13 protein-coding genes are annotated in these 12,751 nt (G+C 68.3%); 5 read left to right on the top strand and 8 right to left on the bottom strand.

Annotation, left to right across the window (positions count from 1 at the left end; genetic code table 11):
• The first annotated feature begins 8 nt into the window (after window positions 1-8).
• The 3 genes from ACZ6ZP_RS20070 (at window position 9) to pknB (ending at window position 5,068) form a co-directional block, all read left to right on the top strand.
• Window positions 9-1,436, top strand: coding sequence for an FtsW/RodA/SpoVE family cell cycle protein (locus tag ACZ6ZP_RS20070; RefSeq protein WP_351169106.1), 1,428 nt, complete (start codon window positions 9-11; stop codon window positions 1,434-1,436).
• Complete coding sequence (locus ACZ6ZP_RS20065) at window positions 1,433-2,896, top strand: peptidoglycan D,D-transpeptidase FtsI family protein (protein WP_351169109.1); 1,464 nt, start codon at window positions 1,433-1,435, stop codon at window positions 2,894-2,896. Before ACZ6ZP_RS20070 ends, ACZ6ZP_RS20065 begins: the two co-directional genes overlap by 4 nt.
• Window positions 2,897-3,064: 168 nt before the next feature.
• Window positions 3,065-5,068 (top strand): Stk1 family PASTA domain-containing Ser/Thr kinase, encoded by a 2,004-nt coding sequence (gene pknB, locus ACZ6ZP_RS20060; protein WP_469407741.1) that lies wholly within the window; start codon window positions 3,065-3,067, stop codon window positions 5,066-5,068.
• A gap of 79 nt (window positions 5,069-5,147) precedes the next feature.
• On the opposite strand, the gene ACZ6ZP_RS20055 is transcribed toward pknB, so the two are convergent.
• From ACZ6ZP_RS20055 to ACZ6ZP_RS20030, 6 genes are all read right to left on the bottom strand, one after another.
• The gene (locus ACZ6ZP_RS20055) at window positions 5,148-5,918 is read right to left on the bottom strand and encodes a class E sortase (protein WP_469407740.1); all 771 of its coding nucleotides are present in this window, start codon (window positions 5,916-5,918) and stop codon (window positions 5,148-5,150) included.
• A gap of 24 nt (window positions 5,919-5,942) precedes the next feature.
• Entirely contained in the window at window positions 5,943-7,115 is a 1,173-nt protein-coding gene (locus tag ACZ6ZP_RS20050; protein ID WP_469407950.1) for a class E sortase, read from the bottom strand.
• A gap of 125 nt (window positions 7,116-7,240) precedes the next feature.
• On the bottom strand, window positions 7,241-7,891 hold the full coding sequence (locus ACZ6ZP_RS20045; protein WP_351169121.1) for an aminodeoxychorismate/anthranilate synthase component II: 651 nt from the start codon (window positions 7,889-7,891) through the stop codon (window positions 7,241-7,243).
• Complete coding sequence (locus tag ACZ6ZP_RS20040) at window positions 7,891-8,052, bottom strand: hypothetical protein (protein ID WP_383284977.1); 162 nt, start codon at window positions 8,050-8,052, stop codon at window positions 7,891-7,893. The genes ACZ6ZP_RS20045 and ACZ6ZP_RS20040 overlap by 1 nt, the downstream gene beginning before the upstream one ends.
• 31 nt (window positions 8,053-8,083) lie before the next feature.
• The gene (locus ACZ6ZP_RS20035) at window positions 8,084-8,773 is read right to left on the bottom strand and encodes a class E sortase (protein ID WP_351169123.1); all 690 of its coding nucleotides are present in this window, start codon (window positions 8,771-8,773) and stop codon (window positions 8,084-8,086) included.
• 39 nt (window positions 8,774-8,812) lie between these two features.
• Entirely contained in the window at window positions 8,813-9,583 is a 771-nt protein-coding gene (locus tag ACZ6ZP_RS20030; protein WP_351169126.1) for a DUF881 domain-containing protein, read from the bottom strand.
• A gap of 92 nt (window positions 9,584-9,675) precedes the next feature.
• On the opposite strand from ACZ6ZP_RS20030, the gene crgA reads away from it, so the two are divergent.
• Entirely contained in the window at window positions 9,676-9,930 is a 255-nt protein-coding gene (gene crgA / locus ACZ6ZP_RS20025; RefSeq protein ID WP_160506128.1) for a cell division protein CrgA, read from the top strand.
• 301 nt (window positions 9,931-10,231) lie between these two features.
• Here the strand turns inward: crgA and ACZ6ZP_RS20020 are convergent, their stop codons facing one another.
• The gene (locus tag ACZ6ZP_RS20020) at window positions 10,232-11,125 is read right to left on the bottom strand and encodes a rhomboid family intramembrane serine protease (protein WP_469407738.1); all 894 of its coding nucleotides are present in this window, start codon (window positions 11,123-11,125) and stop codon (window positions 10,232-10,234) included.
• 116 nt (window positions 11,126-11,241) lie between these two features.
• Window positions 11,242-11,775, bottom strand: coding sequence for a peptidylprolyl isomerase (locus tag ACZ6ZP_RS20015; RefSeq protein ID WP_361466636.1), 534 nt, complete (start codon window positions 11,773-11,775; stop codon window positions 11,242-11,244).
• 250 nt (window positions 11,776-12,025) lie between these two features.
• Here ACZ6ZP_RS20015 and ACZ6ZP_RS20010 point away from each other — a divergent pair, with 250 nt between their 5' ends.
• Window positions 12,026-12,748: a DUF5324 family protein gene (locus ACZ6ZP_RS20010; protein ID WP_351169135.1), complete on the top strand. Its 723-nt coding sequence runs from the start codon at window positions 12,026-12,028 to the stop codon at window positions 12,746-12,748.
• Window positions 12,749-12,751: the final 3 nt, after the last annotated feature.

Genomic DNA, 12,751 nt, shown 5'->3' with positions numbered 1-12,751 from the left:
TGCACGCCATGAGCAGTAGCACTACACACACGTCGACCATCGGCGCGATCGGGGCGCCGAGCAGGCGCAACACCGAGCTCGCGCTCCTTGCGTTCGCCGTCGTCATCCCGCTGTTCGCCTACATCAACGTGGGCCTCGCGATCGACGGCAGGCTGCCGTCCGGCATGCTCGGCTACGGCTGCGGGCTCGGACTCCTTGCATCCGTCGGTCACATCGTGGTGCGCAGGTACGCGCCCTACGCGGACCCCCTGCTGCTGCCGATCGCGACGCTGCTCAACGGCCTCGGTCTGGTGGTCATCTGGCGCCTGGACCAGTCGGAGAAGCTGCAGGGTCTCGCCAAGGCGGCGACCGGCTCCTTCAGCCCGTCCGCGCCCAAGCAGCTGATGTACTCCGCGATCGGCATCGCGCTCCTGGTGGCCGTGCTGCTCGTGCTGAAGGACCACCGCGTCCTGCAGCGCTACACGTACATCTCCATGGTCGCGTCCCTGGTCCTGCTGCTGCTGCCGCTCGTGCCGGGGCTCGGCATGGATGTCTTCGGCGCCAAGATCTGGATCAGCGTCGGCGGATTCTCCATCCAGCCCGGTGAGTTCGCGAAGATCGTCATCGCGATCTTCTTCGCGGGCTATCTGATGGTGAAGCGCGACGCGCTCGCCCTGGCGAGCCGCCGCTTCATGGGCATGTACCTGCCGCGTGGCCGTGACCTGGGCCCGATCATCGTCGTCTGGGCGATGTCGATCCTCATCCTGGTCTTCGAGACCGACCTCGGTACGTCGCTGCTGTTCTTCGGCATGTTCGTCGTGATGCTGTACGTCGCCACGGAGCGCACCAGCTGGATCGTGTTCGGTCTGGTGATGTCATCGGCCGGCGCGGTGGGTGTGGCCACGTTCGAGCCGCACGTGCAGGAGCGTGTGGACGCCTGGCTGAACCCGTTCTCGGACGCCGTCATCGCCTCCACGGGCAGCGACCAGATCGCCCAGTCCCTGATGGCGTTCGGCTCCGGCGGTGTGCTCGGCACCGGCCTCGGTCAGGGTCACTCCGACCTGATCGGCTTCGCCGCCAACTCCGACTTCATCCTCGCCACCTTCGGCGAGGAGCTCGGCCTGGCCGGTGTCATGGCCATCCTGCTCATGTACGCACTGATCGTGGAACGCGGCGTGCGCACCGCCCTCGCGGCCCGTGACCCGTTCGGCAAGCTCCTGGCGATCGGCCTGTCCGGCGCCTTCGGCATCCAGGTGTTCGTCGTCGCGGGCGGCGTCATGGGCCTGATCCCGCTGACCGGTATGACCATGCCGTTCATCGCGAACGGCGGTTCCTCGGTGATCGCCAACTGGGCGCTGATCGGAATCCTCATCCGCATCAGCGACACCGCGCGCCGCCCGGCGCCCGCCCCCGCCCCGAACCCCGACGCCGAAATGACCCAGGTGGTCCGACCGTGAACAAGCCCCTGCGCCGGATCGCGATCTTCTGCGGGCTCCTCATCCTCGCCCTGCTCGCCCGGGACAACTGGCTCCAGTACGTGCAGGCCGACACCCTCGCCGAGCACACGAAGAACCGCCGTGTCTCCATCGAGCGGTACGCCCAGCCGCGCGGCGACATCATCGTCGACGGCAAGGCCATCACCGGCTCCAAGGAAGCCGGCGGCGGCGACTACAAGTACCAGCGGACGTACAAGAACGGGCCCATGTGGTCCCCCGTCACCGGCTTCGCCTCGCAGCGCATCGGCGCCACGCAGATCGAGAGCCTCGAGGACGGCATCCTCACCGGCAACGACGACCGGCTCTTCTTCACCCGCAGCCTGGACATGATCACGGGCAAGAAGAAGGAGGGCGGCAACGCCGTCACGACCCTCAACGCCGCCGCGCAGAAGGCCGCGTACGACGGTCTCAAGGGCCGCGGCAAGGGCGCGGTGGCCGCGCTCGACCCGTCGACCGGTGCGATCCTCGCGCTGGCCTCGGCTCCTTCGTACGACCCCTCGACCTTCGCGGGCAACACGGACAAGGAAGCCGAGCAGTTCGGGAAGCTGGACAAGGACAAAGACCAGCCGATGCTCAACCGCGCCCTGCGCGAGACGTACCCGCCCGGCTCCACCTTCAAGGCGGTCACGGCGGCTGCGGCCCTTGAGCACGATCTGTACACCGACATCGACTCGCCCACCAAGTCGCCGCTGCCGTGGACGATGCCCGACACCCAGACCCCGCTGCCGAACGAGGGCAACATCCCCTGCAAGAACGCCTCGCTGCGCGAGGCGCTGCGGGTGTCCTGCAACACGGTCTTCGGCAAGATCGGCTCGGACCTCGGCAAGGACAAGATGCTCGAGACGGCCGAGAAGTTCGGCTTCAACGAAGAGCAGTTCGTGCCGGTCCGTTCGAACGCCTCCGTCTTCCCCGAGAAGATGGACCGGCCGCAGACCGCCCTCTCCTCCATCGGCCAGTTCGAGACGGCCGCGACGCCGCTGCAGATGGCCATGGTCGCCTCGGCCATCGCCAATGACGGCAAGCTGATGGAGCCGTACATGGTCAGCGAGCTGCAGGCGCCGAACCTGGACGTGATCGAGAAGCACGCGCCCAAGGAGATGAGCCGGCCGCTCTCCGAGGAGAACGCGCAGAAGCTCCAGGACATGATGCAGACGGTCGTCAACGACGGCACCGGCACGAACGCCAAGATCCCCGGCGTGACGGTCGGCGGCAAGACCGGTACCGCCCAGCACGGCGTCGACAACAGCGAAAACCCCTACGCCTGGTTCATCAGCTACGCCAAGACCGACTCCGGTTCGCCGGTGGCCGTCGCCGTGGTCGTCGAGGACAGCAAGGCCGGCCGCGACGACATCTCCGGTGGTGGTCTGGCCGCCCCCATCGCCAAGGACGTGATGCAGGCGGTGCTCGACAGCAAGAAGTGACCCCCGTCACGGCCCCTTCACATCAGTGCACGTTGCGATACCGGTCCTGTATCGGGTGACGGTGGTGGCCGGGTCACGTAAGGCGAGCCGGGTACGGTATGCCCGGACAGCACACCGCCGGACCACACAAGGGTGCGGTCGGGACTGACGGAGAGGGCTGGATTAGCTATGGAAGAGCCGCGTCGCCTCGGCGGGCGGTACGAGCTGGGCCAGGTGCTCGGCCGAGGCGGGATGGCGGAGGTCTACCTCGCGCACGACACCCGCCTCGGACGCACCGTGGCGGTGAAGACGCTGCGGGTCGACCTCGCGCGTGATCCGTCGTTCCAGGCCCGGTTCCGCCGTGAGGCCCAGTCGGCCGCCTCGCTCAACCACCCTGCGATCGTCGCGGTCTACGACACCGGCGAGGACTACGTGGACGGGGTCTCCATCCCGTACATCGTGATGGAGTACGTCGACGGGTCCACCCTGCGTGAGCTGCTGCACTCGGGGCGCAAGCTGCTGCCCGAGCGCGCCATGGAGATGACCATCGGGATCCTCCAGGCCCTGGAGTACTCCCACCGCAACGGCATCGTCCACCGCGACATCAAGCCCGCGAACGTCATGCTGACGCGCAACGGCCAGGTCAAGGTCATGGACTTCGGCATCGCCCGCGCCATGGGCGACTCCGGGATGACGATGACGCAGACCGCGGCGGTCATCGGCACCGCGCAGTACCTCTCGCCGGAGCAGGCCAAGGGCGAGCAGGTGGACGCGCGAAGCGACCTCTACTCGACCGGCTGCCTGCTCTACGAGCTCCTGACGGTGCGGCCACCCTTCGTGGGCGACTCCCCGGTCGCGGTCGCCTACCAGCACGTACGGGAGGAGCCCCAGGCCCCGAGCGTCTTCGACGGCGAGATCACGCCGGAGATGGACGCCATCGTCCTGAAGGCCCTCACCAAGGACCCGGACTACCGCTACCAGTCGGCCGACGAGATGCGCGCCGACATCGAGGCCTGCCTGGACGGCCAGCCCGTCCAGGCCACCGCTGCCATGGGCGCGGTCGGCTACGGCGGCCACCCGGACGACCAGCAGACGGCGATGCTGCGCCCGCAGAACGGCGGCGCCCAGACGTCGATGATGCCGCCGGTCGGCCCGGACGACGGGTACGACGACCACTCACGGCGCCGCCAGAAGAAGAGCAACACTTCTACGGTGCTGCTGATCCTGGCGGGACTCCTCGTCCTGGTGGGCGCGATCCTGATCGGGAAGTGGGCGTTCACCGGGGGCGGTGGCGACGACACGATCAAGGCACCCGACTTCGTCGGCGAGAAGCTCGCGGACGCGAAGGAGTCGGCCAAGAACGTCGACCTCGTACTGGACGCCTCCGAGCGCAAGCCGTGCGAGAAGTACCCCGAGGGCGAGATCTGCGACCAGGACCCGGGCGCGAACGCCACGGTCAAAAAGGGCGACACGATCTCGGTGACCGTTTCGACGGGGGCGCCGAAGGTGGCTGTGCCGAGCGTCATCGGCCTGGACATCGACGAAGCCACGGAAAAGCTCGAAGCGGACAAGTACCAGTTGAGGGTCAAGCCCAACCCGGTGGAGTCCCCTGAGACTCCGGGCGAGGTCCTCGAACAGGATCCGACCTCGGGTACCGAGGTGCAGAAGGGCAGCACCATCACCCTTGACGTCGCCAAGGAGGCCGCCAAGTCCACGGTCCCCGACGTCACCGGCAAGACCTGCGCCGAGGCCAAGGCTCAGCTGCAGAGCAACGACCTCACCGGTACGTGCGAGGAAGAAGAGAGCGACTCGGTCGATCCCGGCAAGGTCATCTCCCAGAGCCTGCCCCCGCAGAGCCAGGCCGACCCCGGCTCCACGGTCACGCTGAAGGTCGCCAAGGCCGCCGAGAAGACCACCGTTCCGGCGCTCGCGGGCCAGAAGCTCAAGGACGCCCGCAAGGCCATCGAGGACGCCGGTCTGACGGTCGGCACCATCACGGGCCCGCAGGAGGACGACGCTCTCGTGGTCCTCTCCGACCCGCCCGCCAATCAGGAGGTCGCACCCGACACCGCGATCAACCTGACGACCGCCGGCGGCGGTGGCGGCGGCGACAACGGTGGCGGCAACGGCGGGGACGACGGCGGAGGCTTCCTCGGAGGCAGCGCCGGGTTCTCCCGCCACAACGAGGACTAGCCCCCTCGGCAGTACATGAGAGGAGCCCCGGACCCGCCTGCTCGGCGGTGTCCGGGGCTCCTCTCGTGTCCGGGGGGGCTCAGTCCAGCTCCGCCGGCGGCGTCCGCTTGTTGTCGACCTTTTCGATGCGCTCCAGCTCGCCCCACACCACGTAGCGGTAGTTGGACGTGTAGACCGGCGTGCACGTCGTCAGGGTGATGTAGCGGCCGGGCTTCTTCGCGCCTGATTCCTTCGGGACCGGGTTGAGGACGTTCACGTTGTACTTCGAGGTCTCGGGGAGCGTCGAGTACACCTTGTACACGTACCACTTGTCCCGGGACTCGAAGACGATCGCGTCGCCCTTCTTGATCTTGTCGATCTTGTGGAACTTCGCGCCGTGCCCGTCGCGGTGCGCGGCCAGCGTGAAATTGCCTTCCTTGTCCTGCGGGAGCGCCGACTTGATCGGGTCCGTGTAGTAGCCCGCGACACCGTGGTTGAGTTCCTTGGTGCCGGTGCCCTTGGTGACGAGGATGTCGCCGTTGCCCATCGCGGGCACGTGCAGGAAGCCGATGCCGTCCTTGGTGTTCAGGTTCCCCGGGCCGCCCGCCCAGCGGTCGCGCACCTTGTCGCCCTGCTTGTGCGCCTCGCGGTCCGCGACGACGTTGGTCCACCACAGGGAGTAGACGACGAAGAGACCGAGCACCAGGCCCGCGGTGATGAGGAGTTCGCCGAAGACGCTGACCGCCGTGGCGATGGGTCCGCGTCCCCGCGGCCGCGGTGCGCGCACGGGTGCGGGTGCCTCGGTCCGCTCCTCGGTCCGCTCCTCGGTCCGCTCCTCGTCGTGGTCGGCGTGGTCGGTCGTCGCTGCCACTGGATCTGCCCCGTTCTCACCGTGCTAGTTGACGAGCGCGCTCGGCTTTCCCTTGCCGCGCGGCCGTTCCTCGACCATCTTGCCCCAGACGATCATTCGATACTTACTCGTGAATTCCGGGGTACAGGTGGTCAGTGTGATGTACCGGCCCGCTTTGGTGAAGCCCGACCCCGGAGGGACCGGCGCGATCACCGAGATGTTGCTGGGCTGGGTCTGCGGCAGGATGCTCGCCATCTTGTAGACGTAGTACTTGTCCTGCGTCTCCACGACGATGGGGTCGCCCGGTTCGAGCTGATTGATGTAGCGGAACGGTTCGCCGTGGGTGTTGCGGTGCCCGGCGACCGCGAAGTTGCCCGTCTTGGCGTCCGGCATGGGCGTCTTGGTGCCGCCCTCGTTGTAGTGGCCGACCATGCCGCGGTCCAGGACCTTCGACTTGTCGATGCCCTCGGCGATCGGCACGACCACGTCGAGGCGGGGGATGTGCAGGAGCGCGAAGCCCTGGCCGGGCTCGAAGGCGCCCGGTTTGCCCTTGCCGTCGGCCCACCTCTGCTGGAGGTCGCTGGCGGCGCCGTTGGCCTGCTGGTGGGCACGGATGTTCGTCCACCACAGCTGGTAGGTGACGAAGAGAAGCATCAGTACGCCGACGGTGATGAAGACCTCGCCGAGGCCCCGGCTGATCACCGTGCCCGCGGAGGGCTTCCTGGCGCGCTCGGCGCGACGGGCCTCCACGCGGGAAAGGGGGGCCGCGGAGCCTGCCGTCGCGCTGGAGGCGCGCGGGGCGCCCTTCTTGGCGGCCTTGCGGCGGGCGGCACGGCCCTCTGTGGGGCGCTCCGGTGCCGGCTCGGCTATTCGGCGCGTGTCCGCCGCCCGCAGGGCCACCGTCTCGTCGTCGACCGGCTCCGGGGGCCGCGGCGCGGATCGGGGGGCGTACGCGCCGTACAGCTCCTCGTACGTGGGTTCCTGGGACGGCGGTTCCTGGTACTGCTGCGGCTGCCGCTCCCCGTGCCAGTCGCGGGCGTACCCCTGCGGGTCGTACCACTCCTGGGGCTGGACGACCGGCTGTTGGACGACCGGCTCAGGGGCGGGCGTCGGCGCCGGCTCCGGCTCCGCGGGCCCGCTGCGGAACCACGGCGAAGGGTGCTGACCCGGCTGCTGACCCGGCAGGGGATCGGTCAGCGGATCGGCGAGGTCGTCCACGGCCGCCTCGTACGCGCCAGGCTCCTCGTACGCCCCGGGCTCCTCAAACGCCCCAGGGTCCCCGTACGCCGCGTGGTGCTCGTCGTACGGAAGTCCGGAGGAGTCGCGCTCGGGGCGCAGCGCGGTCACGCCGTGGCCCTGCCCACCACCGGGGCAAGACCCCTCGACCGACCGATCGCCCCCTTGTCGCCGCACTCGACCAGCCAGTTGGCGAGCATGAGGTGGCCGTGCTCGGTGAGTACCGACTCGGGGTGGAACTGCACGCCCTCGACCGGCAGTTCACGGTGGCGCAGGCCCATGATGATGCCGTCCTCCGTGCGCGCGGTCACCTCCAGCTCGGCCGGGACCGTGGCCGGCTCGGCGGCGAGCGAGTGGTAGCGCGTCGCGATGAACGGCGACGGCAGTCCGGCGAAGACACCCCTGCCCTCGTGGACCACCGCGGACGTCTTGCCGTGCAGCAACTCCGGCGCGCGGTCCACCACTCCGCCGTACGCCACCGCCATCGACTGCATGCCGAGGCAGACGCCGAACACGGGCACACCGGTGCCGGCGCAGTGCCGCACCATGTCCACGCAGACGCCCGCCTGCTCGGGCGTTCCGGGGCCCGGCGACAGCAGGACGCCGTCGAAGCCGTCCTGCGCGTGGCGCAGCTCGACCTCGTCGTTGCGCACGACCTCGCACTCGGCGCCCAGCTGGTAGAGGTACTGGACGAGGTTGAAGACGAAGCTGTCGTAGTTGTCGACGACCAGGATGCGGCGGGGGCGCTCTTCGGTCATCACTGGCCGTCCACCGTCACATCGTTGAAGGGAAGCAGCGGCTCGGCCCAGGGGAAGACGTACTGGAAGAGCACGTAGACCACAGCGAAGACGAGCATCAGCGAAAGCAGCGCCCTTACCCAAGCGTTTCCCGGCAGATGCCGCCAGATCCAGCCGTACATGCCGTCCCTTCCGTAGCCGTACGGCACCAGACTAACGGCGCAGTGCCTCCGGTTTCCCGGCCTCGACGGGCTGGGTCGCGTCGAGGTGCGCCCAGGCGATCAGCCGGTGGCTGTGGCCCCACTCTGGTTCACAGGTTGTAAGGGTGAGGTAACGCCCCGGCCCCTCGTATCCGGACTTGCGGGGAACCGGATCGATGACCCCCGTGTCGCCGGGGAGCGTCTTGTAGGGCTTCTTGTCGATGCGGTACGTGAACCACGTGGTGCCGTCGGTCAGGACCACGGGGTCGTTCGGCCGCAGCTTCGGGAAGTCCTTGAACGGGTCCCCGTACGTGCGGCGGTGGCCCGCCACGGAGAAGTTGCCCTTCTGGCCGAGCTGCGCGGTGTCTGCGTAGTGACCGAGTCCCTTCTTGAGGGTGTCGGTCCCGGTGCCCTGGAGCACCGGCTTGTTCCACGTGAAACCAAAGCGCGGGATGTACATGACGGCGAAGGGCTTGCCGTCCTCGTAGGGGCCCGGTTTCTTCAAAGAGGCCTCGGCGGGCTCGTCGTCCGTCCCCGAGGGCACCGAGCCCTGCGCCCACTGGTCCTGCAGGGTGTCGATCTGGCTGTCCATGGCGTTGTCGGCCTTCACGCCGGTCCAGAACAGGACGTACACCACAAAGAGCACGATCAAGGTGCCGACGGTGATGCACAGTTCGCTGAACGTCCTGACGAGCACTCGCACCGACACAGGCTTCCCCCAGCGGCTTGCTCCACGGGCGGCTTACTCCACGGGCTTCGCGTAGTGGAGATCCACTGTGCCCGAGTAGCCGGGAAGAGTCATCGCCCCGTCGTCATCGACTTTCCAGCCGAGGCCGTACGCGTTCACGTACAGCATGTAGTTCTGGATCTGCGGGGACGCGGCGAGCGCCGTCTTGAGCTTCTCCGGGTCACCGACCGCCGTCACCTTGTACGGCGGCGAATAGACGCGGCCCTGGAGGATCAGGGTGTTGCCCACGCAGCGGACGGCGCTGGTGGAGATGAGCCGCTGGTCCATGACCTTGATGCCCTTGGCGCCGCCCTGCCAGAGCGCGTTGACCACGGCCTGGAGGTCCTGCTGGTGGATGACCAGGTCGTTGGGCTGGGGCTCGGGGTAGCCGGGGAGCTTGGCGGTGGCGTTCGGCGGGGCGTCGGCGAGGGTGACGGAGACGGCCTCACCGCTGAGCTTCTTGGTGCCCGCGTTCTTCTCCAGGGCCTTGAGCCGGGCGTCGTCGGCCTTCGTGCCGCCGTTGTCACGCTCGGCCAGGGACTCGACGTCGTCGCGCAGCGAGCCGTTGGACTCGTCGAGCTTGCCGTTCTTGTGGCTGCGTTCCTCGATCAGGTCGGAGAGCTTCAGGAGCGAGGCGTCGGTGCGGATGTTCGTGCCCTTGGCCGTGTTGAAGCTGGTGAAGAAGAGGAGGCCCGCGAGCGCGAAAACGGCGGCCGTGAGGAACCGGACCGCCCGCCAGCGTGGACGACGACCCGGACCTGTGGGGGAGTCGGCAGAATTGCTCAACGTACCCTTATCTCCTTCAGCGCCGCGGAAGCACTACGCTAACGGACGCCCGGGGGAGGGCTCAGCTCCCCGTATCGACAGGAGAGACCCTCGTGCCGAAGTCACGGATCCGCAAGAAGGCCGACGATTACACGCCGCCCGCCAAGAAGGCGACGAACATCAAGCTGACCAGCCGTAGCTGGGTGGCTCCGGTGATGCTCGCGATGTTCCTCATCGGGCTCGCCTGGATCGTCGTCTTCTACGTCACCGACGGCAAGCTGCCGATCGACCCGCTGGGCAACTGGAACATCGTGGTCGGCTTCGGCTTCATCGCCGCAGGGTTCGGCGTCTCCACGCAGTGGAAGTAGCGCGCATCCCACAGGGCCGCGCGCAAGCCTTGCCCTGAGTTATCCACAGCGCTATCCACATCCCGGCCCCGGCTGGGGAAAAGAAAGACGATCTGTGGATAACCCACTGGGCGTTGACGCCGGTACGACTGGCTGATCGCCATGCAAGCCCTCGCAGGCCCCTTGTCCTTCCTGGGGAAACCCAGGTCAGCGACAAGGGGCACTGTTGTTCCCCACAGAATGCACAAGCGTGGGCACACGCTGTGGACAACCTTGGCCATCGGACGACATCGGTGAGCTTCGGAGGGACCTTCGAGGGCCTTCAGCCGAGCTGAGCGGTCCTGATGGCCACAGCCGCCAGGACCACGATCAGCACCACGGCACAGGTCCCCCACTGCACGAGCGCCCGCCGCTCGCGGGGCGCGTGCACCATCCCGTACGCGATCGCGACACCGGCGACCAGACCGCCGACGTGCGCCTGCCAGGCGATGCCGCTCCACGTGAAGGTGAAGAGCATGTTCAGCGCGAGCAGCGCGATCACGGGGCGCATGTCGTAGTTCAGGCGCCGCATCAGGACCGCGGTCGCGCCGAGCAGACCGAAGATCGCTCCGGATGCCCCGAGCGAGGCGTCGCTCGGGCCGACGAGGAGATAGGTGAGCGCGCTGCCGGCCAGGCCGGAGAGCAGATACAGCGCCAGGTAGCGGGAGCGGCCGAGCGCGGCTTCCAGCGGGCCGCCGAGCCACCACAGACCCAGCATGTTGAACGCGATGTGCCAGATCTCCTGGTGCGCGAACATGGACGTGACCAGGCGGTACCACTGGCCCTGGGCGACGCCCTCGTCCGGCGCGTACGGATAGGGCGGCCATTCGCCGATCAGGACGAGATCGCCGACGAGCCGGTCGTTCGTACTGATCGCGATGAACAAGAGAACGTTGATCGCGAGCAGGATCTTGGTGATCAGACGCGGGTCCGCGGCGATCGAGCCGCCCGCGATGGTGCGCGGCTGGTTGGCCGCGGGCGAGTGGCCGGTGCCCGATCCCTCGCGCACGCACTCGGGGCAGTGGAAGCCCACCGAGGCGTTGATCATGCACTCCGGGCAGATGGGGCGCTCGCAGCGGGTGCAGCTGATGCCGGTCTCACGGTCCGGATGCCGGTAGCAGCCGGGCAGGTCCGGTGCGTCCTGTGGCCCCTGCGGGCTGCCTGGTGCCTGGTCCATGGGGTCCCCTCAATATCCGTACGAAGGCACAGCTACGCGCACGCGGCGAACGCACCGCCCCGCCCTTCCTTACGGATGGGCGGGGCGGTTTGGTTCCCTCGCGGGGTGCGCCGGTGTCAGGCGGCGCGGGTCTCGATGACGACGGACTCGATGACCACGTCGTTCACCGGGCGGTCGGTGCGCGGGTTGGTCGGCGTGGCCGCGATCTCGTCGACGACCTTCTGGCTCGCCGGGTTCGTGACCTCACCGAAGATGGTGTGCTTGCGCGTGAGCCAGGCGGTCGGGGAGACCGTCACGAAGAACTGGGAGCCGTTCGTGCCCGGGCCCGCGTTGGCCATGGCGAGCAGGTAGGGCTTGTCGAAGGCGAGGTCGGGGTGGAACTCGTCCTCGAACTCGTAGCCGGGGCCGCCCGTGCCGTTGCCCAGCGGGTCGCCGCCCTGGATCATGAAGCCGCTGATGACGCGGTGGAAGACCGTGCCGTCGTAGAGCCGGCCCGTCGTCTTCTTGCCGGTCTCCGGGTGGACCCACTCCCGCTCGCCCTGCGCGAGCTCGACAAAGTTCTTGACCGTCTTGGGCGTGTGGTTCGGGTGCAGCAGCACCTCGATGTCGCCGCGGTTGGTCTTCAGGGTGGCGTAGAGCTGCTCGGCCACGATCTGCCTTCCGTTGTCTTCTGTGACGCCCCGATCCTCGCACGGACCGGATTGCGACGAGTAGCCACCGAGTGGGAGCGCGCCGCGACGATCCGTGGCATTGTCGGCGAAGAACTCTCCTTGTACCGATTTGATCAAATTGATCACACCCGGATGCCCGCCCTCTCATGCCTCGGAGTCATCCGGAAGGCATGATCCTTGAAAGGGTGGAAAGGTGACATACCTATAAGCCACCGAGGAGGAGGATCCCGTGACCCGCATCGACAGCGTGCGCGCCGCGACCGGTTCGGCGAGGGACAGCGTGCGGCATGCCGCGGAGGCGGTGGCCCCCTACGCCGGCACGGCCAAGGGACAGGCCGTCCACTACGTGCATGAAACTCGCGTCCGCGTCGCGCCCAAGGTCTCGCAGGCCGCCGAACAAGCCCGTGCCCAGTACGGCGCTCACGTCGGACCGCGCCTCGAACAGGCCCGTACGCATGTGCCGCCGAAGGTCGACCAGGCCGCGCACGAAGCAGCCGTCCGCACCCGCAGGGCGGCCAAGCAGACCCGCAAGGCCGCCCGACAGGCCGCCGACTACTCGAAGCCGCGGATCGAGCACGCCGTGGCCGTGGCTCAGCCCGTCCGTGACGAGGCTGCGTCCCGCGGGGCCGCGGCACTCGCCGCGCTGCGCGGCGAGGTCTCGCCCAAGGAGATCCAGCGGCTGGCCCGCAAGCACAACCGCCGGGCCCGCGCCGGACGTGCGGCCAAGGGCCTGATCGTCCTGGGCGTCCTGGCGGGTGGTGCGGTAGCTGCCTGGAAGTGGTGGGACAAGCAGGCCAACCCGGACTGGCTCGTCGAGCCGCCGGCCGCGACCGAGGTTCCCGACAGCGCGCCGCTGACCTCGGTCGACGGCAGCGGTCAGACCTCCCTCGACCCCGAGGTCCAGGCCAAGCAGGCCGAGTCCGAGGCCGCGGACCACGACGACCTGCGCTGACCT

The sequence above is a fragment of the Streptomyces sp. NPDC054047 genome, from assembly GCF_055585065.1.
This window is presented reverse-complemented; position numbering and strand designations above follow the sequence as displayed.